General features: G+C 60.7%; 19 protein-coding genes. 4 read left to right on the top strand and 15 right to left on the bottom strand.

Annotation, left to right across the window (positions count from 1 at the left end; genetic code table 11):
* Window positions 1-214 precede the first annotated feature (214 nt).
* From betB to AB1495_RS10710, 6 genes are all read right to left on the bottom strand, one after another.
* Window positions 215-1666, bottom strand: a complete 1452-nt coding sequence (gene betB / locus AB1495_RS10735) for a betaine-aldehyde dehydrogenase (RefSeq protein ID WP_074635540.1) — start codon at window positions 1664-1666, stop codon at window positions 215-217.
* 57 nt (window positions 1667-1723) lie between these two features.
* Window positions 1724-2908 (bottom strand): choline transporter, encoded by a 1185-nt coding sequence (locus tag AB1495_RS10730; RefSeq protein WP_074635539.1) that lies wholly within the window; start codon window positions 2906-2908, stop codon window positions 1724-1726.
* Window positions 2909-2971: 63 nt separating this feature from the next.
* Entirely contained in the window at window positions 2972-4480 is a 1509-nt protein-coding gene (betC, locus tag AB1495_RS10725) for a choline-sulfatase (RefSeq protein ID WP_074635537.1), read from the bottom strand.
* Window positions 4477-5052 (bottom strand): transcriptional regulator BetI, encoded by a 576-nt coding sequence (betI, locus tag AB1495_RS10720; RefSeq protein ID WP_074635535.1) that lies wholly within the window; start codon window positions 5050-5052, stop codon window positions 4477-4479. The genes betC and betI overlap by 4 nt, the downstream gene beginning before the upstream one ends.
* A 122-nt stretch (window positions 5053-5174) precedes the next feature.
* The gene (locus tag AB1495_RS10715; protein ID WP_064217410.1) at window positions 5175-6077 is read right to left on the bottom strand and encodes a DMT family transporter; all 903 of its coding nucleotides are present in this window, start codon (window positions 6075-6077) and stop codon (window positions 5175-5177) included.
* Between the two features lie 37 nt (window positions 6078-6114).
* Window positions 6115-6711: a LysE/ArgO family amino acid transporter gene (locus AB1495_RS10710; RefSeq protein WP_037943761.1), complete on the bottom strand. Its 597-nt coding sequence runs from the start codon at window positions 6709-6711 to the stop codon at window positions 6115-6117.
* Between the two features lie 200 nt (window positions 6712-6911).
* Between AB1495_RS10710 and AB1495_RS10705 the strand changes: the two genes are divergently transcribed.
* On the top strand, window positions 6912-7151 hold the full coding sequence (locus tag AB1495_RS10705; protein WP_074635534.1) for a hypothetical protein: 240 nt from the start codon (window positions 6912-6914) through the stop codon (window positions 7149-7151).
* Between the two features lie 143 nt (window positions 7152-7294).
* On the opposite strand, the gene AB1495_RS10700 is transcribed toward AB1495_RS10705, so the two are convergent.
* On the bottom strand, window positions 7295-8035 hold the full coding sequence (locus AB1495_RS10700) for a YebC/PmpR family DNA-binding transcriptional regulator (RefSeq protein WP_005852303.1): 741 nt from the start codon (window positions 8033-8035) through the stop codon (window positions 7295-7297).
* 158 nt (window positions 8036-8193) lie between these two features.
* On the opposite strand from AB1495_RS10700, the gene AB1495_RS10695 reads away from it, so the two are divergent.
* Window positions 8194-9966: an SLC13 family permease gene (locus AB1495_RS10695; RefSeq protein ID WP_074635532.1), complete on the top strand. Its 1773-nt coding sequence runs from the start codon at window positions 8194-8196 to the stop codon at window positions 9964-9966.
* Window positions 9967-10045: 79 nt separating this feature from the next.
* On the opposite strand, the gene AB1495_RS10690 is transcribed toward AB1495_RS10695, so the two are convergent.
* The 4 genes from AB1495_RS10690 to mgtE all read right to left on the bottom strand — a co-directional run bounded on the left by AB1495_RS10690 (window position 10046) and on the right by mgtE (window position 14820).
* Window positions 10046-11818 (bottom strand): SLC13 family permease, encoded by a 1773-nt coding sequence (locus tag AB1495_RS10690; RefSeq protein WP_009826493.1) that lies wholly within the window; start codon window positions 11816-11818, stop codon window positions 10046-10048.
* A gap of 151 nt (window positions 11819-11969) precedes the next feature.
* Window positions 11970-12782 carry a TIGR00282 family metallophosphoesterase gene (locus AB1495_RS10685; protein WP_009826492.1) on the bottom strand — a complete coding sequence of 271 codons (813 nt, stop codon included), beginning with the start codon at window positions 12780-12782 and terminating at the stop codon, window positions 11970-11972.
* Between the two features lie 77 nt (window positions 12783-12859).
* Entirely contained in the window at window positions 12860-13420 is a 561-nt protein-coding gene (locus AB1495_RS10680) for a 5-formyltetrahydrofolate cyclo-ligase (RefSeq protein ID WP_074635531.1), read from the bottom strand.
* Window positions 13417-14820 carry a magnesium transporter gene (gene mgtE, locus AB1495_RS10675; RefSeq protein WP_005852296.1) on the bottom strand — a complete coding sequence of 468 codons (1404 nt, stop codon included), beginning with the start codon at window positions 14818-14820 and terminating at the stop codon, window positions 13417-13419. Before mgtE ends, AB1495_RS10680 begins: the two co-directional genes overlap by 4 nt.
* A 117-nt stretch (window positions 14821-14937) precedes the next feature.
* Here mgtE and guaD point away from each other — a divergent pair, with 117 nt between their 5' ends.
* Window positions 14938-16230 (top strand): guanine deaminase, encoded by a 1293-nt coding sequence (gene guaD, locus AB1495_RS10670; protein ID WP_074635529.1) that lies wholly within the window; start codon window positions 14938-14940, stop codon window positions 16228-16230.
* An 81-nt stretch (window positions 16231-16311) separates the two neighbouring features.
* Here guaD and AB1495_RS10665 read toward each other — a convergent pair whose 3' ends face one another.
* The 4 genes from AB1495_RS10665 to AB1495_RS10650 all read right to left on the bottom strand — a co-directional run bounded on the left by AB1495_RS10665 (window position 16312) and on the right by AB1495_RS10650 (window position 19389).
* On the bottom strand, window positions 16312-16746 hold the full coding sequence (locus AB1495_RS10665) for a CAP domain-containing protein (RefSeq protein ID WP_074635528.1): 435 nt from the start codon (window positions 16744-16746) through the stop codon (window positions 16312-16314).
* 67 nt (window positions 16747-16813) lie between these two features.
* Window positions 16814-18154, bottom strand: a complete 1341-nt coding sequence (locus tag AB1495_RS10660; protein ID WP_074635526.1) for an 8-oxoguanine deaminase — start codon at window positions 18152-18154, stop codon at window positions 16814-16816.
* On the bottom strand, window positions 18151-18945 hold the full coding sequence (hisN, locus tag AB1495_RS10655) for a histidinol-phosphatase (protein ID WP_074635524.1): 795 nt from the start codon (window positions 18943-18945) through the stop codon (window positions 18151-18153). Before hisN ends, AB1495_RS10660 begins: the two co-directional genes overlap by 4 nt.
* A gap of 69 nt (window positions 18946-19014) precedes the next feature.
* Window positions 19015-19389, bottom strand: coding sequence for a helix-turn-helix domain-containing protein (locus AB1495_RS10650; RefSeq protein WP_005852284.1), 375 nt, complete (start codon window positions 19387-19389; stop codon window positions 19015-19017).
* An 859-nt stretch (window positions 19390-20248) separates the two neighbouring features.
* Here AB1495_RS10650 and AB1495_RS10645 point away from each other — a divergent pair.
* Window positions 20249-21025, top strand: a complete 777-nt coding sequence (locus AB1495_RS10645; protein ID WP_005852283.1) for a Bax inhibitor-1/YccA family protein — start codon at window positions 20249-20251, stop codon at window positions 21023-21025.
* Window positions 21026-21341 lie beyond the last annotated feature (316 nt).

Genomic DNA, 21341 nt, shown 5'->3' with positions numbered 1-21341 from the left:
CGCGGGTCAAGGAGGCCACAGGCCCCGCGCCCCCGGCGCGGCTTGTCCTTGACGCGCGCAAGACTCGCATCCCAACATTGTCGAGGTGACTTGAGGATCAGACCGATCCCTCAAGCACCTCTCAGCATATTCCGGCACGCCCTGCCCAAGCCCCCTTTCTTGCCGAAGGAAAGCTTGGGCCGGATGCGCGTCAGCGCAGCTTTGGATCAGCGCCCTAGAAAGGCGCTTCCATATCGCCCATGCGCACATAGACGGTTTTCAGCTGGCTATAGTGATCAATCGCCGCCTTGGAGTTCTCGCGCCCCACGCCCGAATTTTTCATGCCGCCAAAGGGCGCTTCGACCGGGGCGTCGTTATAGGTGTTGATATAGCAGGTGCCCGCCTCGAACCCCGCCGCGACGCGGTGCGCGCGGGACAGGTCTTTGGTGAACACACCGGCGGCCAGACCGAATTCGGTCGCATTGGCGCGGGCCATCACCTCTGCCTCGGTCTCGAAATCCAGCACCGACATGACGGGCCCGAAAATCTCTTCGCGGGCGATGGACATGTCGTCGGTCACATCGGCAAAGACGGTGGGCTGCATGTAAAACCCGTCGCGGTCGATTGCTGCCCCGCCATAGACCAGACGCGCGCCTTCCGCCTTGCCCTTTTCGACATAGCCAAGCGCGATCTCCATCTGACGTTTTGATACCATCGGGCCAAAGCTGGTGTCAGGGTCCATCGGGTCGCCGATCACGGCGGTGTCCAGACGCTCGGCCAAGCGCTTGAGGAACGCCTCTTTGATGTCGCGGTGCACGAAGACGCGGGTGCCGTTCGAACAGATCTGACCCGAGCTGTAGAAGTTGCCCAAAATCGCGCCGCTGATGGCGTTTTCGATATCCGCGTCCTCGAACACGATCATGGGGGACTTGCCCCCCAGTTCCATCGTGACATGTTTGATGCCTTCCGCGGCCGCGGCATAGACCTTGCGGCCCGTGGGCACAGAACCGGTGAGCGAGACCTTGTCGACGCGCGGGTCGGTCACAAGGGAGGCCCCCACTTCGCCCATGCCCTGCACAACGTTGTAAAGACCGGCGGGCAGCCCTGCCTCTACCAGAATTTCCGCGACTTTCAGCGCGCAAAGCGGCGTCGTCTCGGACGGTTTGAAGATGATCGAGTTCCCGCAGGCCAGCGCCGGTGCGCCTTTCCAGCAGGCGATCTGCGTCGGATAGTTCCATGCGCCGATGCCAACACAGACCCCCAGCGGTTCGCGGCGGGTATAGACCCAGTCTTCGCCCAGCTGGATATGCTCCCCCGTCAACGAGGCCGCCAGACCGCCGAAATATTCCAGCGCATCCGCACCGCTGGTCGCATCCGCAACCGAGGTTTCCTGATAGGGTTTGCCCGTGTCATAGGTTTCAAGGATCGACAGATCGTGATTGCGTTCGCGCATGATGTCAGCAGCGCGGCGCAGGATACGGCCCCGTTCGGTGCCGGTCATCGCGGCCCAAGCAGCCTGCGCGTCCCGCGCGGCGGTGATGGCTTTCTCGACGATCTGAGGCGTGGCGGCATAGACGGTCGCGATGACCTCGCCCGTGGCCGGATAGATCACCTCGATCGGGGTGCCGTTGGTATCTTCGACATATTCGCCGTTGATGAAATGGCTGGCGGTGGGTTGCGTTTGCATAGGTCTCTCTTTTCGGTTGGGCCCCGCCCGTATGGCGGGGCCGCTTAGGTTTAAGGGTTATTCGGCCGGGATATTGGCGTTGCCATCCAGCCCGTGCAGGTGACCGCGTTTGACAAAGAACATATAGCCAAGCGCCAGCAGGTAGATGCCGATCACGATGGTCCCGACCCACTGAATCTGCAGCCATTGGCTTTGGAACAGCAGGGTCAGCACAAACAGGCCGATGGCGTTGGCCACCACATAAGACACAGTGCCAAAGCGTTCGGTCGTGAAGTTGAGGTTATCGGTGTAAAGCCGGATCAGACTGTCGAAAGAGTTGATCACGAACACGATGCCCACGATGGTCATGGCCCAGTTCGGGAAGCCCGCGGTACCGATGCCGTTCAGGTGATAGTAATACAGAACCGAGAACCACAGCCCCAAGGGGATCGACGGGAACACCAGCAAGGATGCCAGCAGTTGCCATGTTTTCAGCCCGCCGACAAAGCGGCTGACGAACTGCCCGATCATGATCGACCAGGCGAACCACCAGAACAGGTAGAATTCGTGGTAATCCGTCAGCGGGATGATGAACTTGTGGATATTCGCGAAATAGCCGCCAAGGTTGCTGGCGCTAGAGGCAAATTCGCCCAATCCCATGCCGGCGTTCAGCCACATGTAAGCGATCAGCGCCAGAAACAGCAGGGTCGAGCTGACGGACAGCACACGCACGAACTTCAGATCGGTTGAGCTGAAAGCCGCAATCAGGATCACGAGGAAGCAGATCAGGTAGAAGACCGGCAGGATCGTCTCTCCGTCGCCGACCTCGGCGATGTAATACGGCATATAGATCAGGAACAACGCACCGGTGAAGGCGCAGGTGGTGATGATCACGATGTTGTTCAGCAGTTTGATCGCGGGAATCTCAAAGAACTTCACCCGCGGCTCGATGGCGCAGAAATAGAAGGTCGTCAGGAAGTAGAACGTCCAGATCAGAAAGCCCCAGAACCCGAATTCAAGCGCCAGCGGGTTGGTGAACCCATAGGCTGGTTCAGCGCCCGTATCCGCATAAAGCGGAAAGTCGAAGGCCAGCGGGAACATGATCAGCCCCACGTCCAGCCCCGACGTGAAGAGGATCGCGATAAAGGTGAACAGCGGCACCGGCGTCACGCCGGTCAGCGGCAGGTTCCACCACTTGATCGTACAGAAAATAGTTAAGCCCAAAGCCAGTATGACCCCGAACGAAATGATGGTCGTTAACATTGTGTCCCTCCGTGTTGGGGGTGCATTATTGGTTTGGTTGCCCGCACCCCTTGGGCAGTCGTTCTATTCGCCGCGCGGAAAACGTTTGTTTTCTTCCAGCACGTTCAGATCCATGTGGTTGCGCATGTATTGCTCTGACGCATTGCGCAGCGGCTGGTGATCCCACGGATAGTACCCGCCCTTGCGCAGCGCCTCGTAGACGACCCAACGGCGGGCCTGGCTTTTGCGGACATCGGCATCGAAGGCGGCCAGATCCCAGCGGGCGTCGGCCTTGGCCGACAGGGTGAGCCGCGTGCCCTGATGGGCAGGTTCTTCGGCAAGGTTGGTCAGCTCGTGCGGATCGGTTTCCAGATCGAACAGTTGGTCAGGATCAAGCGCGCAGCGGTTGAACTTCCACTTGCCGTAACGCAGTGACACCATCGGCGCGTAAGACGCCTCTGCCGCGTATTCCATCGCAACGGGTTCTGTGCGTTCCACCCCCTGCCCCATGGGCACCAGCGATTGCCCCGTGGTCCATTCCATCACCTCGTCCATGGACACGCCTGCCAGATCACAGACGGTGGGGCACACGTCGATATTGCTGACCGGCGTGGTCTGCAAACCGGGTGCCATCTGCGGGGCGGCGATCATCATCGGGACGCGGGACGACCCTTCGAAAAAGCTCATCTTGAACCAGAGCCCCCGCTCGCCCAGCATATCGCCGTGATCCGAGCAGAAGATGACAATCGCCTCTTGCCGCGTGTCCTCTAGCGTTTGCAGGATCTCACCGATCTTGTCGTCAAGATAGCTGATGTTGGCAAAGTAAGCCTGACGCGAACGTTTGATGTCGCGTTCGGTGATGTCGAAACTGCGCCAATCGTTCGCGTCAAAGATACGTTTCGAATGGTTGTCCTGATTTTCATACCCCAGATCGGGCACCTCGGGCAGCAGGTGGTCGCAATCGTTGTACAGATCCCAGTATTTCTTGCGCGCGACATAGGGGTCATGGGGGTGCGTAAAGCTGGCGGTCAGGCACCACGGGCGCGGATCCAGACCGCGGGACAGGTCGTAAATCTTGCGCGTCGCCTCATAGGCCACGGCGTCGTCATATTCCATCTGGTTGCTGGTTTCCGCCACACCTGCGCCGGTCACCGACCCCATATTGTGATACCACCAGTCAATGCGTTCCCCCGGCTTGCGGTAGTCCGGCGTCCAGCCGAAATCGGCGGGGTAGATATCGGTGGTCAGGCGTTCCTCGAACCCGTGGAGCTGGTCGGGGCCAACGAAATGCATCTTGCCCGACAGGCAGGTCTGGTAGCCCGCACGCCGCAGATGGTGGGCGTAGGTGGGCACGCTCGACGCGAACTCTGCCGCGTTGTCATAGACGCCCGTAGCCGACGGTAGTTGCCCCGACATGAACGCCGCCCGCCCCGGCGCGCATAGCGGGCTGGCGGTATAGGCGTTCTTGAACCGCGTCGACCGCGCCGCCAGCTTTTTGAGGTTCGGGGCATGCAGCCAGTCAGCTGGGCCGTCGGGAAACAGCGTGCCGTTCAACTGGTCGACCATCAGGATCAGGATATTGGGCTGGGTCATTCTTTGGTCCCCACAAGCATATGAAGCACCGACAGGGCGCGGTCACTGGCGGCGCGGGCGCTGCCCTCGTCCGACAAGGCGGCACGCAGGTAAAGCCCGTCGATCAGGGCGGCCAGCGTATCGGCATCCCCTGCCGGATCATCCGAGATCGGGCGCAGCGCATAGGTCAGGTTCGACCGCAACCGCTTTTGATACACCACCAGCAAACGGTAGGTTTCGGTATTGGTCCGCGAGGAGGCATAGAGCGTCATCCAGGCGCTGACCGTTGCCGGATCGAAATAGCTTTCGTCAAAGCTCGCGCGGATGATCGCCTCGGCCCGTCCCAGCGGGGATTTGTTCAGACGCAGCTCGCGGCGGACCTCGGCGCTGTATTCCGTCAGGATATAGCGCATGGCCGCCAGAAAGATCTGATCCTTGCCGCCAAAATAGTGATGCGCCAGCGCCGAGGACATCCCCGCGCGGCGCGCGATCTGGCCGACCGTCACATCCAGTGACTGGGCAGCACCGATTTCAGCAATCGTCGCTTTGACCAAGGCGTCGCGGCGAATAGGCTCCATTCCGACTTTGGGCATAAAGAATCCTTAGTGGTTTGATAGCGTCTGGCCATCAAACCTACGTTTATTGACTGACAAGTCAATAAAAACCTGAGAGCGGATCAACTCAGGGTTTAGTTACATTCCAACCGGCGGCGTTGCTAGAATTTCGTCGCCGGCGTGGCGGGGGTGATCTGGCGTTTCAGCATCGCCTCGCGCCATGTGATAAACGTCACCGACCCAAGGATCACCGCCCCGCCGAGAACGACCCAGATATCAATGGGTTCAGCAAAAACGACAGCCCCTAGCGCCGTGGCCCAAACCAGTTGCAGGAAGGTCACCGGCTGGGTCACCGTCAGCGGTGCTGCGGCAAAAGCCAGCGTCATGGTATAGTGGCCTGCGGTTGCAAAACAGGCGACAGCGGCGAGGATTCCGATCTCCTCCCACGTGGGGGTGATCCAGTTGGCAAGCGCGAAGGGGGCCAGAAACAGCGTCACGAACAGCGACATCATCGCGACGACGACCGACGGGCGCACCTCGTCCGCAAGCACTTTGGCCAGCAAATAGGCCCCGCCAAACACCACCGCCGCGATCAGCATCGCAAAGTGCCCGCCGGTCAGCTCGCGAAACCCGGGTCGCAGGATGATCGCGGCCCCGACCAGCCCCAGCACGACCGCAATGATCCGGCGCAGGGCCAAGCTCTCGCCCAGAAACAGCGCGGCCCCGATGGTGACATAGATCGGCGCAAGATAGTTCATCGCCGTCACCTCGGCGATAGAGATACGCGTCATGGCGTAGAACCACAGGATAACGCCCACCCCATGCAGCCCGCCGCGTACCGAAAAAAGCGCCCATTGGCGGCGCGACAGCTTCGCCTCACGCAGCGCGCCAATCGCGGGCAGCAGGAACACCAAGCCAAAGCCATAACGGATAAAAGCAGCTTCGGAGGACGGCAGGCGCGGGCCCATATGTTTGACCAAGGCGGTCACGCAAATGAAACACAGGCCGGTCACGACCATCCAGAAGATACCGGTGACGGGGCTTTGGGGATGTGCAGTTGTCATGGGCGCAACATTCCCCAACCCTTCCCCAAGGGCAAGGTCACATCAGCAGAAGTTTCAAAGCAATCGCCCACATGGTCAGCGCAATCACACCATCCAGAATTTGCCAGCTGCGCGGCTTGCTGAAAAACGGCCCCAACAGGCGCGCGCCATAGCCCAGGCTGAAAAAGAAAACAAAGCTCGCCGTGACCGCACCTGCCCCGAAGGCAAGGCGGCTTTCATATTGCGCGGCAATGGACCCCAGCAGCACGACGGTATCAAGATAGACATGCGGGTTCAGCCAGGTCAGCGCGAGCAGGGTCAGGATCGTGCGGCGCAGGCTGGTTTGCGCGGCCCCGTCAGCGGCCAGCGCATGGCCGCCCTGCCAAGCCGATCGCGCATTCTGGAAGCCGTACCAGATCAGGAACGCCGCCCCGCCGTAACGCATCAGCGTTTCGAACCACGGCACCGCCGTTGCCAGCGCACCGAACCCCGCCACCCCTGCGGCGATCAGCACCGCATCCGACAACGCACAGGTCAGGCAGACCCAAAAGACATGCTGCAACCGCAAGCCTTGGCGCAAGACAAAAGCGTTCTGCGCCCCGATAGCCAGAATCAAGGTCAGGCCCAAGGCAAAGCCGGGAAAGAAGGCGGTCATATGTCAAAAGCTCCGTCGGGAATCTGGGCCGGTCTCGGGTAAGATGCACCGCCGGACCCCACCCAAAAATAAATTTTCATCCCCTGCAACCCCAACTTTATTGTTGCGGCCGCGAAACATTTGCGTGATTGGGCCCGTTACTACTAGCGAACCACAGATACAGCGCCTATCTGACCCGCATACAACCAAGGAATAATGTCATGTTCGACGACAAACAGAAGCTGGAAATCAGCCAAGATGAATTGGCGCTTATCGAAGCAGCCCTGCACACACAGTCCAAGATCCTGAGCGTTCAGGCAAGCGCAGGCGGATCAAGGGCCTTGGGGCACCTCAACGAGGTCAAACGCGTCCTCGCCTCTATCTCGCAGCAGCGCGTGCGCGACACCACGGCCAAACCGGCCTGGGGTGGTCTTTTTCGCATGGCGCGCCTTTTGGGATAAATTCGGCCTCAAACGCTGACACAAAAAAACCGCCCCGCAGCTAAGCCAGGGGCGGTTTTTTTGTGTCTCGCGGGCGCGTGACGCACCCGCCCCTGCCAAAGCAAAGCCCCGCCGCGACGTGGGTCGCTGGCGGGGCGTAGATGTTACAGCTGCTCCATCACCTCGTCAGAGGCTTCGAAGTTCGCGGTGACCCGCTGCACGTCGTCGTCGTCTTCCAGGGCGTCGATCAGCTTCATCAGCTTTTCCATCCCTTCCAGATCCATTTCGGTCGTGGTGGTCGGACGCCAGACCAGCTTGGTGCTGTCGGATTCGCCCAACTCGGCCTCTAGCGCGGTGCTGACATCGTTCAGGTCAGTATCCATGCACCAGATGACATGCCCGTCATCCGAGCTTTCGACGTCTTCCGCACCGGCTTCGATGGCGGCCATCATGACGGTGTCGGCATCGCCAACGCTGGCGGGATAGGTGATTTCGCCCTTACGGTCGAACATGAAGCCGACGCTGCCTGTCTCGCCCAGATTGCCACCGTTCTTGGTGAAGGTGGACCGCACGGTCGATGCGGTGCGGTTGCGGTTGTCGGTCATCGCCTCGACAATGACGGCAACACCATTGGGGCCGTAGCCTTCATAGCGGATTTCTTCGTAATCCTCGCCCTCGCCGCCGACGGCTTTCTTGATCGCGCGTTCGATGTTGTCCTTGGGCATGGACTGGCCCTTGGCCTCTTTCACCGCCAGACGCAGACGCGGGTTCTTGTCCGGATCGGGTTCGCCCATCTTCGCCGCGATGGTGATTTCTTTGGAGAGCTTGGAAAACACCTTGGCGCGCAGTTTGTCCTGACGGCCCTTACGGTGCTGGATATTTGCCCATTTTGAGTGACCTGCCATGGTGACCTCATATGCTAAAATTCAGTGTTGGCTCTCTATACGGCAGCCCACGCGCCTGAACAAGCCACCGCGCACGCGCGCGGTATGGCTGGGTTTGGGGCAGACAGGCGCGCGGGCGGCTGCTAGGGCTTTGGTCGCAGTTCACGCAAGGTACGCTCATGACCACCGATCAAATCATCCTGTTCACCCTGTTTGCCGCCGTGTTTGGCATGCTCTTGTGGGGGCGGTTCCGCTATGACCTTGTCGCCTTTGCCGCGCTGATGGTTGCCGTGGTGCTGGGGGTGGTCGACAGCAAGGATGCCTTTGCGGGCTTTGGTCACCCTGCGACGCTGGTGGTCGCGCTGGTGCTGATCGTATCGGCGGGGCTGACGCGGTCTGGCGCGGTGTTGCTGATCACGCGCACGCTGGTCGATGCCTCGCGTAGCCTTGGCGGGCATATCACGCTGATGGGGGTTATCGGCGGGGTGCTGTCAGCCTTCATGAACAACGTCGCGGCCCTTGCGCTGCTGATGCCGGTCGACATCCAGACCGCCCGCAAGGCCGGTCGATCCCCGGGGTTGAGCCTGATGCCGCTGAGCTTTGCCACGATCCTTGGCGGCATGGCGACGCTGATCGGGACGCCGCCCAATATCATCATCGCCTCGATCCGACAGGAATCCCTTGGCGCACCGTTTCGCATGTTCGATTTCGCCCCTGTGGGCGGGATAGCAGCGGCGGCGGGGCTGGCCTTTGTCGCGCTGATCGGCTGGCGGTTTATCCCGCAGCGCGAGAATAACGTGCTGGGCCCCGAAGACCTGTCCCCCTATCTGGCAGAGCTGACGATCCCCGAAGGCAATGCCCAGATCGGTAGACGTCTGGCAGAGCTTCAGGACGCAGCCGAGAAGGCCGATGTCGCCATGCTGGGGGTGATCCGGGACGGCAAGCGCCGCTACGGCCAGTCACGCAACCTGCCCCTGCGCGCAGGCGACGCGCTGGTGCTTGAAGCGACCCCCGATGCGCTGGACGAATTTCGCAGCACGCTGGACCTGCATGTCGCCGACGCCGACCGCGAAGACCGCCTGCGCGCCGATGGCGAAGGGGTCGAGATCATCGAGGTCGTGGTCACCAGCGATTCCCGTCTGAACGGCCGGTCGGCTCAGGCGGTCGGCCTGTCGTGGCGGCAGCGCTCCGTGCTGCTGGGGGTATCGCGGCGCGGCAAACGCATCACCTCGCAACTGCGCAAGACCGAGCTGCAGGTGGGGGATATTCTGCTGCTGCTCGTGCCGCGCGATACCGCGTCCCATGTGGTCGAATGGCTCGGCGTACTGCCCCTTGCTGACCGCGGGTTGGCGGTGACCGAAAACCACAAGGTCTGGCTGGCCATCGGCCTGTTTGGCGGCGCGGTCACGGCGGCGAGCTTTGGGTTGATCTACCTGCCCGTCGCCCTGGGGCTGGTCGTCATCGCCTATGTGCTGGCACGGATCGTCCCGCTGTCGGAGCTTTATACCCATATCGAATGGCCGGTCGTCGTCTTGCTGGGGTCGATGATCCCGTTGGGGGCGGCGCTCGAAAGCTCTGGCGGGACGGAGCTGATTGCCGGCGCGCTTGTCGGATTGACCCAAGGGCTGCCCGCATGGGTGGTGCTGACGGTGCTGATGCTGGTCACTATGACCCTGTCGGATGTGCTGAATAACACCGCCACCACCATCGTCGCCGCCCCCGTGGGCATCCAGATGGCGGCAAGCCTTGATGTCTCTCCCGACCCGTTCCTGATGGCGGTCGCCGTCGCCGCATCAAGCGCATTCCTGACGCCCATTGGGCATAAGAACAACACGCTGATCCTTGGTCCCGGGGGCTATAGCTTTGGCGATTACTGGCGCATGGGGCTGCCGCTTGAGATCATCGTCGTCGCGGTGTCCATTCCGGCTATTCTGGTCTTCTGGCCGCTTTAGGGCGCGCACCCATTGGAGGTGCCGGGGGCCAGCCCCCGGACCCCCGGGATTTTTGCCATTTGGAAGCGCGGGAACGGTGCTACCAGAAGAGCGGGATCATCATGGAGACGAGCAGCGACATCGACAGGTTGAGCGGAATGCCGATGCGCATGAAGTCGGTGAAACGGTAGCCGCCCGGCCCATAGACCAGCGTATTGGTTTGGTAGCCGATGGGGGTGGCAAAGGCGCAAGACGCCGCGATCATCACCGCGACCACCAGGGGGCGCGGGTCCATGCCAAGTGCGGACCCGAGGCTGATGGCAATCGGTGTCATGATCACCGCCACCGCGTTGTTCGACACGATCTCTGTCAGGGTTGTCGTCAGCAGGAACACCGCGAAGATCACATAGAAAGGCGACAGCGTGCCGAGGAAGGGTGCGATATTGTCAACGATCAGGCTGATCGCGCCGGAGTTTTGTAACCCTGCCCCGACCGCAAGCATCGAGAAGATCAGCGCCAGCAGACGGCCATCGACAAAGCTGAAGGCCTCTTCCGCGTCGATACAGCCCGTGACCAGGACCAGCGCCACGGCCAGCACGGCCAGCAGCAGGATCGGCGCGACATTCAGCGCGGCCAAGACCACGATCCCCACCAGCGCCGCGATGGCGATCGGGGCATGCCCCCGCCGGAAGGCCCGTGCAGACGGCTGCGAGACGTCGACCATATCCATATCCGAGGCAAGGCGCTGGATATCCTCCATCGCGCCTTCAAGCAGCAGCGTGTCACCGACCTTGACGATGAGGTCGTCAAGCTGGCGGCCGATGTTCTGGTTCCGCCGGTGTACCGCCAAAGGGTATACCCCATAGCGCCGGCGCAGACGCAGCGCCCCGAGCGTGCGGCCCACCATCTTGCAGCCCGGCGTGATCAGCACCTCTACGGTCGAGGTTTCCACCGCCGAGACCTGATCGACGCGCTTGAGCTCTTTATTGGCCTGAAGGCTAAGCAGCTCGGTCATCTGGGTGCGCAGAACCACACGGTCGCCGACCCGCAGTTCGACACTGGCCAGATCGCGGCGCAACGACTGATCGCCGCGCACCACGTCGATCAGCCGCACGCCTTCGCGTTTGAACAGCTGCACGTCAAGCACCTCGCGCCCGATCAGGTTGGAGTCGGGCGGGATCACGGCTTCGGTGAAGAACTTCATCTTGGAGCGGTCCGACAGCATATTCGCCATACTGTCGCGCGCGGGCAGTAGTTTGGGGGCGAAGACGGCCATATAGATCAGGCCCCAGGCGCAGACGACCAGACCGATGGGCAGGATCTCGAAAATGCCAAACGGCTCCAGCCCCTGCGACCGTGCGACACCGTCCACCAGAAGGTTGGTCGAGGTCCCGATCAGCGTCAGGGAGCCGCCCATGATCGCCGCATAGCTCAGCGGGATCAGCAGTTTGGAGGCTTTGGTGCCAAGCGTCTGGCTAAGCTGCACCACGACCGGAATCATCACCACCACCACGGGCGTGTTGTTCATCACCGCCGAGGCCGCCATGACGGCCACGATCACGCCCACCACCGCCGTTTTCGGATGCGTCTTGGCATAGCGTTCGGCCATGCGCGTCAGCACATCCAGCGCGCCCGTGCGCACCAGCGCGCCCATCACGATGAACATCGCGGCAATGGTCCAGGGGGCAGAGTTCTGCAGCACCGCCTGCGCATCGTCATAGGGCAAGATGCCAAGCGCCAGCATGATGGCCGCCCCTGACAGGGCCACGACCTCGGTCGGGAGGGATTCGCGCAGGAACATGACGAACATGATCACAACGACGGTCAATGCCAGGATGGCAGAGGTGCTATCCGACAGGTTTAGAAAGTCCATTCAGGTATATCCGGCCTTGGGCAGATGAAAATCAGACTGCAGTGTCGTTGATTGCAACGTCCACGGCAAGCGTCGCCTTGGGGCAAGCGTCAGATGCGCCTGCCCTGCGCTATTCCGGATACGGGTCTAAAGCGCGCCAGCCGAAACGCGGTCAGGGCGCGCTTTGCTGCAGCTTGCCGCCCTGACGCACGGGCACGATACGGGTCGCCTTGCCGGTGCGGTCGTCGGTCTCGATATAGACGCCGGATAGGGTCGCTTCTTCGTTGGCGGGGGTGAAGCGGTCTTTGGGCATGCCGGTGATGAAGCGGCGCAAAGGCTCTGTTTTCTCCATCCCGATCACCGAATGGTAATCGCCGCTCATGCCTGCATCTGTCAGATAGGCCGTCCCGCCCGGCAGGATCATCGCGTCAGACGTGGGCACATGGGTATGCGTGCCCACAACAAGGCTGGCGCGGCCATCACACCAATGCCCCATGGCCATCTTTTCCGAGGTCGCCTCGCAGTGCATATCGACAATCACCGCCGATGCCATGCCGCCCAGAGGGTGGGTCTTGAGCACAGGCTCAAGCGCCGAGAACGGATCGTCAAAGGGACGCTTCATGAAGACCTGACCAAGTGCTTGGGTGACCAGCACCTTGCGCCCGTTCTTGGCGGTGAACAGGCGCGCGCCCTTGCCCGGTGCGTTTTTCGAAAAATTCAGCGGCCGGATGACACGCGGCTCCTGTTCGATAAAGCTCAGCATGTCTTTTTGGTCAAAGGCGTGGTCGCCCAGGGTCAGACAATCGGCCCCTGCGTCCAGCAGCGTTTTGGCGTGGCTGCCAGACAGCCCCATGCCAGAGGTGGCGTTTTCACCGTTCACCACCACAAAATCCAGCTTCCATTCCGTCCGCAGACGGGGAAGGTTTTCGCTGATTGCGCGGCGGCCCGCGCGGCCCATGACATCGCCGAGGAAGAGTATTTTCATGCCCCAAGCGTTAGGCTGCGCAGCGCCCGAGGGCAAGGGGCGGAGCTGCGGTTTTTGCGCGCGGGGTGCGGGCGCGCCTAGACGATCTCGATCACGCCCGTCTCTGTCACGATCAGATCAAGCGGCTGGTCGGTGGGTTCAAGTGGCAGATCGTCAACCTCTTGCCCGGCAAAGGCAAAACCGATCGCCAAGGTCGCTCGCCGCGCACGCAGCTTTTCCAGCGTGCGGTCATAAAACCCGCCGCCATACCCCAGACGCCCGCCAGCGCGGTTGAACGCCAGCAGGGGTACGATCACGATTTCAGGGTCAAAGAAATCCTCGACTGCGGGGATCTGAGCGCCAAAGGCACCGTCCACCAACGGGGTATCCGGGGTCCAGCGCGAAAACCGCAAAGGCTGCGCTGCGCCCATGATCACCGGCACGCCCACGGGGCCATGGGCCGCCGCCTCGGCCATGGCGGGGCGCGGGTCAATCTCTGTGCGTATGGGTAAAAAACCGGACAGCGGGACGCCGCGGTACCCCGCGAGCACTTCGCTCAGATAGCCGGCTTGCGCGGCGTTGGCATCATCAAACAGCGGCTTGCGGCGGGCGAAGGCCGCCTTGCGCGCTGCCGCCTTGACCGCCGCCATATCCATCACAGCAAGACCGCCGCCGCCAGCCCCAGAAAGGCGAAGAAGCCCACGACATCCGTCACCGTCGTCACAAAAGCACCAGAGGCAAGGGCCGGATCCACGCCAAAACGTTCCAGCAGGATCGGGATGCCCGTCCCCGCAAGCCCCGCCACGACCATATTGATCACCATCGCCGTCGCGATCACATAGCCAAGCGCGGGTGACCCGAACCACAGGATCCCGACGATCCCCATGATGATCGCGAAAATCAGGCCATTCACCAGCCCCACAAGACATTCACGCCGGATCACACGCCAGACGTTCGATCCGGTCAAATCCCGGGTCGCGATGGCGCGCACGGCCACGGTCAGGCTTTGCGTACCGGCATTCCCCCCCATAGAGGCCACGATGGGCATCAACACCGCCAACGCAACGATCTGCGCGATCGCCGCCTCGAACTGCGAAATCACCATAGAGGCCGCGATGGCCGTCACCAGGTTCACCGCCAGCCAGGGCAACCGCTGCTTGGTTGTCTCGATCACACGGTCAGACAGCGACCCTTCGCCAACACCGGCCAGACGCAGGATGTCTTCTTCGTGTTCCTCGTCCAGCACCGACATGGCGTCATCAATGGTGATCACCCCGATCAAACGCCCCTCGTCATCGACAACGGGCGCGGAGATCAGGTGATACTGGTTGAACGCATAGGCGACATCGCCCTCGTCTCGCAGGGCGGGAATGACCTGAAACGTATCCTCCAGAATGTCGCGCATGGGGGTGGCGCGTTTGGACCGCATCAGCTTGCCAAGGGTGACATTGCCCACAGGGTGCAACCGCGGATCAACCATGACGATGTGATAGAACTGGTCCGGCAGGTCTTCCTCGGGCGTGGCGCGCAGGTGATCAATCGCCTCGCCCACGGTCCAGTGTTCGGGGGCCATCACGACTTCGCGCTGCATCAAACGACCAGCGGAATATTCGGGATAGGTCAGCGCCTGTTCGACAGCGACCCGGTCCGCATCTTCCAGGGCCCCCAGAATGGTCTCGGCCTGCGCATCCTCAAGGTCTTCGATCAGATCGACGACATCATCGCTGTCCATGTCGCGCACGGCGTCCGACAGCACCTCGGGCGTCAGAATCGCAACGACTTCCTCGCGGATCGATTCGTCGAGCTCCGACAGAATCTCGCCATCGAACTCGCGGTCATAGAGCCGGATCAGCTTGGTCCGTTCAAAGGCGCTGATCTGTTCCAGAAGGTCGGCGATGTCGGCCGCGTGCAGCGGCTCCATCAGTTCTGTCAGCTTGGCGGCGTCATCGATTTCCACAGCATAGAGAATGGACGCCACGGCCTTCTTGTTCAGCCGATATGCCTCGCCTTCATCCTCGGCGTCGGGGGAGAGTTCAAGTTCCTGTGCGTCGTCAACCATGGCTGCCCCCACTTGCGATTTTGCGCAGACCATAAGCGTGCCACAGCGCGGATACAATGGCGCGGAACCCTACTCTATCGGATTGTCGGCACGGCAGGCTGCGGTTAGACAGGCGGCATGAAAACACAAACACTCCTCCTCGGCCAAACGCTCCGATTTACGGGCAATCCTCTCTCTGACCCGTGGGAGGAGACGGTCCATATCGACAGCGACGGTGGCGTGCTGATTGAAGGCGCGCAGATCAAGGCCGTGGGCCGCGCCGACGACCTGCGCAAGGCGCACCCGCAGGCGACGGTGCAGGACTATGGCGACCGGCTGATCTGCCCGGGGTTTGTCGATGCCCATGTGCATTATCCGCAGACCGCCATCATCGCGAGCTGGGGCAAACGGCTGATCGACTGGCTCAACAGCTATACCTTTCCCGAGGAAATGCGCCTGTCAGACCCCGCCTATGCCCGCGACATCGCCGGGCGCTATCTGGATCTGACCCTGGCCAACGGCACAACCACCGTCTGCTCTTTCGCCACCATCGCCCCCACCAGCGTCGACGCGATATTCGACGCGGCAGCAGAGCGTGGTCAGCGGATCGTGGCGGGCAAGACCTGCATGGACCGCAACGCCCCCGACGGGCTGCGCGATACGGCGCAATCGGCCTATGACGACAGCAAGATGCTGATCGACCGCTGGCACGGCAAAGGCCGCGCCACCTATGCGATTACGCCCCGTTTCACGCCGACCTCGACGCCGGAGCAACTCGCGGCCCTGGGTGCGCTCTGGACCGAGCGCCCCGACTGCCTGATGCAGACGCACCTGAGCGAACAGATCGACGAGATCGCTTGGGTCCAAGACCTTGTGCCCCACGCCCGCGATTATCTGGACACCTACGAGGAACACGGGCTGGTGCGTGATCGCGCCGTCTTTGGCCATGCCATCCACCTGACCCCGCGCGAGATAGACCGCCTTGCCGACAGCGGCGCATCGGTGGTGCATTGTCCCACCTCGAACACTTTCATCGGATCGGGACTGTTCGACATGGCGCATATCGCGGCGCGCCAGATTCCGATTGGCTTGGCCACGGACACCGGCGGCGGATCGTCCTTCTCGATGCTGCGCACAATGGCTGCGGCCTATGAGATCGGCCAGCTGCGCGGCACCCCCACCCATGCGGCGCAGTTGATGTGGCTTGCCACCGCCGGCTCTGCCCGCAGCCTGCATCTGCACGAAAAGATCGGCACACTCGCCGAAGGCTTCGAGGCCGACATCACCGTGCTCGACCTCGCCTCCACCCCCGCGATCAAGCAGCGCAGCGACAATGCGCACAGCATATGGGATCAGCTTTTCGCCACAATCATGATGGGCGACGACCGCGCCATCAGCGATGTCTGGGTCAACGGGGTGCGCCGAGGCTGACGCCAGACTCCTTCATTTTGCCTTTAAACTCCCCGCGGCGCGTCCCGCAGGCGCGCCTTGCGAGACGGCTTCGGGCCCATCCTAACAGGGTGCGGCCAGAACCATTGCCCAAATCCGGTCCGGCCCCTGAAACAGGCCAAAACCCGTGGCATTCCGGCTCATCATATTGCGGTAATGTGGCGCCGACTGCGCCCATCCCCGCATGACCTGCGTCAGATCCCCCTGCCCCTTGGCAAGATTCTCGGCCACATAACACCAGCGATAGCCCTGCGCCCGCACCCGATCGCCGACACCAGACCCATCGCGCCCCGTGTGCGAGAAATACCCGTGCCGCGCCATGTCCAGCGCATGTGCCCGCGCGGCGGCCTCTAGCCGCGGTGCATAGGACAGCGGGGCCACCCCCTGCTGCGCGCGCATGGCATTCAACATCTGAACCGCCTGTGGGTCGGCTCGCAGAGGCGATATCGCGGCAATCAACAGAGCCACGGCCAAAGCCAGCCTTCGCAGAATATTCATACCGTCAACTCCCCCACCTTCGCGCTCCCCGCGTCTCTACTTCCTCCCGAGATCGAGGCACGCGTGTTTATATCGCGTCCCGCAGCGCCCGCGCGAGTTTGTTTTGCTGCGCGATCTGCGCGGGTAGATCTATGGTCACGACCTGCCCGTCCCGCACGACGCTGCGCCCCTCAACAAGCAAATCGCGGACCGTTGTCGGCCCCGCAAGCAGCAACGCTGCCGGATCCCAGCTCCCGGCGCTTTCAATCCCGCTCACGTCCCAGATGGCGATGTCTGCCCGCGCCCCCACTTCGATCCGCCCGCATTCGGGGCGGCCCAAGATGTCTGCACCGCCGCGCGTGGCAATCTCGAGCGCTTCGCGTGCGCTCATCGCATCCGCCCCGCCGGCAACGCGCTGCAAAAGCATCGCCTGCCGAGCCTCCGCGACAAGATTACCGGCGTCATTGCTTGCGGATCCATCGACCCCTAGCCCCACGGGAACCCCGGCATCTCGCATCGCACGAAGGGGCGCGATCCCCGAGCCCAAGCGGCAATTCGAACAGGGGCAATGTGCGACGCCAGTCTTGGTCTGCGCGAATAACGCGATCTCGCTCGGGTCGAGCTTCACGCAATGGGCATGCCAGACATCGGGCCCGACCCAGCCCAGATCCTGCGCATATTGACCCGGACGACAGCCGAATTGCGCCAATGAATAGGCGATATCCTCGTCGTTCTCGGCAAGATGCGTATGCAGCATCACGCCTTTATCCCGCGCCAACAGCGCTGCGTCCCGCATCAGGTCCCGACTTACCGAGAAGGGCGAACAGGGCGCGATGCCAACCCGACACATGGAAGAGGCCGATGGGTCATGAAAACCGTCGATCACACGAATGCAATCCTCCAGTATCGCAGCCTCGCGTTCCACCAAAGCGTCAGGTGGCAACCCACCGTCGCTTTCCCCGATGCTCATCGCGCCGCGCGTGGGCTGAAACCGCATCCCGATCTCTGCCGCGGCGTGTATTGTATCCTCCAACCGGCTGCCGTTCGGATACATATACAGGTGGTCCGAGCTTAACGTGCAGCCGGACAAGGCAAGCTCTGCCAACCCCACCTGAGCCGAGACATACATGTGATCCGGCGTAAACCGCGCCCAGATCGGATAAAGCGTTTTAAGCCAGCCAAACAGCAGCGCGTCCTGCCCCCCCGGCACCGCCCGCGTCAGACTTTGATAAAGGTGGTGATGGGTGTTCACCAACCCTGGCGTCACAACGCACCCTGATGCTTCTATCACCTCCCCTTCAGTTGTCAGGTTTTGCCCCACCGCCACGACAACCCCATCGCGCAGCAAAACATCAGCCGATACCAATTCGCTCCGCGTCTCATCCATCGTCAAAAGATAATCAGCGTTGCGTATCAGCAGTTCGGTCATATCGGACAATTCCTAACAAACTCTAAAGCTTCGGCGTGAATATCGGCATTGGCCGCCGCGATGGCACGTCCACCATGATGGGCGGGGCCGCCATCCCAGTCGGTAACGATGCCACCGGCGGCATGGACAAGGGCGATTGGCGCTTGAATATCATAGGGTTGCAGGCCCGCTTCGATGACCAGATCGACCTGCCCCGAGGCCACCAAAGCATAAGCATAGCAATCCATCCCAAAGCGCGCCAAACGCGCATGTCGCGCCACCTCGGCAAAGGCGGCCCCTTCGGATGTCGTCCCGACCTCTGGAAAAGTAGTGAAAACGGTCGCCTGTGACAGTGCACGCGCCCCACGTGTCCGTAGCGGATGAACGCCAGACGGGCCCGACACCTCGGCTTGGCCGCTGTGCCCAACAAAACGCTCACGAATATAGGGCTGGTCGATGATCCCGAAAAACGGCCCATTCGCATTGCTGACGGCGATCAACACGCCCCAGGTCGGCGTGCCGGAGACAAAACCCCGCGTGCCGTCAATGGGGTCCAAAACCCAGGTGAGCCCGGAGGTGCCTTCCGCGATACCATATTCTTCGCCTAGGATGGCGTCGTTGGGGCGTTCGCGTGCCAAGATATCGCGCATGGCCCGTTCGGCCGCACGATCGGCTTCTGTGACGGGATCATACCCCGACTGGAATTTGTTGTCCGCAATCAGATCTGCTTGACGAAAATGGGGAAGTATCGCGGCACGGGCGGCGTCCGCCAGCAAATGGCCCACACGCAATATATCGGGATCGGAGTGCATATTTGGTATCATAGCTACCGATCTGACACTTTCGCCAGATCCTTGCAAGATAACACTTCCCGCTAAAGGTTAAGCCACATCACTGAGGACACGCGCCAATTCGAACAGGCGGCGACGCTGGTTTTCGGGGATCGCATAGTAAGAGCGGATCAAATCCATCGCCTCTTTATCGCCGCTCAGATCGGCGGGGATATTGTCCAAGGCCTTCTCGGGCTGAGGCTTTTCGGCTTCCAGACCTTCAAAGAAATGCGAAACGTCCACGTTCAGGGCAAAGGCGATGTCCCAAAGTCTGGACGCGCTGACACGGTTTGCACCGGTTTCATACTTTTGGATTTGCTGGAATTTTATGCCAACAAGTTCTGCTAAGCGCTGCTGTGTCATGCCTGTCAGCCAACGGCGCTGCCGTATTCGCTGACCAACATGAACATCTACTTTATGAGGCATCACGATCTTCTTTCTAACTCAGCGCCCATAATTTCGACGCTTGTATTTGTGGAGAGGAAGTGACCAATTCACGTGGTCATTTCCGACAAAACGTGCTACTTGCAAATATACTCACTATGCGCAAATAAAATGAAAATGGACATACGTTCAGTTATCATTCCAATCAGCGCCAGCACTTAATCAAGCGTTGTTTCCGCGAGAAAAATACCCCTTATACGCGAATTGAACGTAGCAAGCGTTCGGGAACTCGCAAAACTTTTTACCTGAGCCGAGCACCATAAATTCGCCGCAATGCTGTGTGTCAGCATTTCCAACACATTGAGACCTGCTCCTCTCACGCTCAAGAATACCATATTTGTCAGTAAGATAGCCCCGTCCCTCAGCTTCGCCACTACATTCTGCGCGGGTGCGCGATGTTTTGCTCACGACACCCGAATACCGCCTGATTAGCGCAAATAACAAAAACGTTACGGCACAATTGCGCCCGTCGCGGGGAAGAATCATCCTTCTCATGGGCAAAAGGCTTGCAGTCTAAACCTTAAAATACCGTTCAGAGCCGCGAGAACGAGGCAGCAAAACGCCGCGACGCAAAATTCGCAAACGCGTTAGGCAAATCTTCATATCTGTTCTTTAGCTCATCCATCACGGACACGCAGATGTGCAACCGAAAGGCTGCGTGTTCCGACGGAAGAAATGCCTATGTTGCGCCACATTTGGCAAAGCAAAACGCCAATAGTGCCCGCTGCGCTAGAATTGGATGCGAAAGCTCTTGAAAACAAAGACGTGTGTGCCGATATTTGACCCAATACCGAGGTCGGAGAACCGACTTTGCAACACGTCTATTATTTGGAGGATATTCATGGCCGACGTGAACACAATCCGGTCTGCGGCCGGATCCCGCGCCGCCGCTATCGATGAAGGGCTGCGCACCCATATGAATAAGGTGTATGGCACCATGTCGATTGGCATGTTGATCACCTTTGCAGCGGCTTGGGCCATTTCCGGCTTGGCCGTGACGACCGATCCTTCCGGCGCGGTTGCGCAGATTGGCACGGACAAGTACCTGACTTCCTTCGGCTCTGCGCTGTATATGTCGCCGCTGAAATGGGTTGTGATGTTTGCACCTTTGGCGTTTGTCTTCGGCTTGGGTGCCGCGATGAATAAAATCTCGGCCGCGACTGCGCAGACATTGTTCTATGTTTTCGCTGCCGTCATGGGCGTTTCGATCAGCTCGATCTTTCTGGTCTTTACGGGTTATTCCATCATCCAGATTTTCTTGATCACCTCGATCGCTTTCGCAGGCCTGTCGCTTTGGGGCTACACCACGAAAAAGGACATCTCTGGCTGGGGTAGCTTCCTGATCATGGGCGTCATTGGCCTGGTTGTCGCGTCGATCGTGAACATCTTCCTCGCCTCCCCTGCCCTGGTATTCGCGATCTCGGCTATCGGCGTTCTGATTTTCGCTGGACTCACCGCCTATGACACGCAGAACATCAAGAACACTTACTTGGCGCATGCGCATCACGGTGACCAAGAATGGCTGCAGAAGTCCGGTATCATGGGCGCGTTGAGCCTGTACCTGAACTTCATCAACATGTTCATGATGTTGCTGCAATTGTTCGGCAACCGCGAATAACACACTGCCCCACGACGCGGGAAAATACCTGAGAACGAGCGCCCATCGACATCCGTTCGGTGGGCGCTTTCTTTTGCCCTAGGCGCTATCACAACCGTCGGCCCGACTACCTAATCTGCCCGCGACGCTTCCGTATAACTGCGATCCGCCTTACGCAGTCTGTTCAGTAACATTCGGTTCAACAAGCATGCTGACACGACCTTGCGACTGTACGTCTTCCAGTCGGGCGCGCAGAAAAGCACACCCGCAGAGGAGCGAACCTCCTCTCGAAATGCTCACTGAAGTGATGATTCCAGAGGTCTCAGCTTAGGCACCA

Origin of the sequence: Sulfitobacter pontiacus, from assembly GCF_040790665.1 — a bacterium.
Lineage (GTDB): Bacteria > Pseudomonadota > Alphaproteobacteria > Rhodobacterales > Rhodobacteraceae > Sulfitobacter > Sulfitobacter pontiacus.
Note: the sequence above shows the minus strand (reverse complement) of the source record. Positions and strands in the feature narration are given on the sequence as shown.

Excerpts from the sequence above, each read along its gene's own strand:
- AB1495_RS10715 (WP_064217410.1), bottom strand. The coding sequence starts at position 6,077 with ATGACAACTGCACATCCCCAAAGCCCCGTCACCGGTATCTTCTGGATG.
- AB1495_RS10665 (WP_074635528.1), bottom strand. The coding sequence starts at position 16,746 with ATGAATATTCTGCGAAGGCTGGCTTTGGCCGTGGCTCTGTTGATTGCC.
- guaD (WP_074635529.1), top strand. The coding sequence starts at position 14,938 with ATGAAAACACAAACACTCCTCCTCGGCCAAACGCTCCGATTTACGGGC.
- AB1495_RS10690 (WP_009826493.1), bottom strand. The coding sequence starts at position 11,818 with ATGGACTTTCTAAACCTGTCGGATAGCACCTCTGCCATCCTGGCATTG.
- AB1495_RS10695 (WP_074635532.1), top strand. The coding sequence starts at position 8,194 with ATGACCACCGATCAAATCATCCTGTTCACCCTGTTTGCCGCCGTGTTT.
- betC (WP_074635537.1), bottom strand. The coding sequence starts at position 4,480 with ATGACCCAGCCCAATATCCTGATCCTGATGGTCGACCAGTTGAACGGC.
- AB1495_RS10710 (WP_037943761.1), bottom strand. The coding sequence starts at position 6,711 with ATGACCGCCTTCTTTCCCGGCTTTGCCTTGGGCCTGACCTTGATTCTG.
- AB1495_RS10685 (WP_009826492.1), bottom strand. The coding sequence starts at position 12,782 with ATGAAAATACTCTTCCTCGGCGATGTCATGGGCCGCGCGGGCCGCCGC.
- hisN (WP_074635524.1), bottom strand. The coding sequence starts at position 18,945 with ATGCACTCCGATCCCGATATATTGCGTGTGGGCCATTTGCTGGCGGAC.
- AB1495_RS10645 (WP_005852283.1), top strand. The coding sequence starts at position 20,249 with ATGGCCGACGTGAACACAATCCGGTCTGCGGCCGGATCCCGCGCCGCC.
- mgtE (WP_005852296.1), bottom strand. The coding sequence starts at position 14,820 with ATGGTTGACGACGCACAGGAACTTGAACTCTCCCCCGACGCCGAGGAT.
- betI (WP_074635535.1), bottom strand. The coding sequence starts at position 5,052 with ATGCCCAAAGTCGGAATGGAGCCTATTCGCCGCGACGCCTTGGTCAAA.
- AB1495_RS10730 (WP_074635539.1), bottom strand. The coding sequence starts at position 2,908 with ATGTTAACGACCATCATTTCGTTCGGGGTCATACTGGCTTTGGGCTTA.
- AB1495_RS10700 (WP_005852303.1), bottom strand. The coding sequence starts at position 8,035 with ATGGCAGGTCACTCAAAATGGGCAAATATCCAGCACCGTAAGGGCCGT.
- AB1495_RS10705 (WP_074635534.1), top strand. The coding sequence starts at position 6,912 with ATGTTCGACGACAAACAGAAGCTGGAAATCAGCCAAGATGAATTGGCG.
- betB (WP_074635540.1), bottom strand. The coding sequence starts at position 1,666 with ATGCAAACGCAACCCACCGCCAGCCATTTCATCAACGGCGAATATGTC.
- AB1495_RS10660 (WP_074635526.1), bottom strand. The coding sequence starts at position 18,154 with ATGACCGAACTGCTGATACGCAACGCTGATTATCTTTTGACGATGGAT.
- AB1495_RS10650 (WP_005852284.1), bottom strand. The coding sequence starts at position 19,389 with ATGCCTCATAAAGTAGATGTTCATGTTGGTCAGCGAATACGGCAGCGC.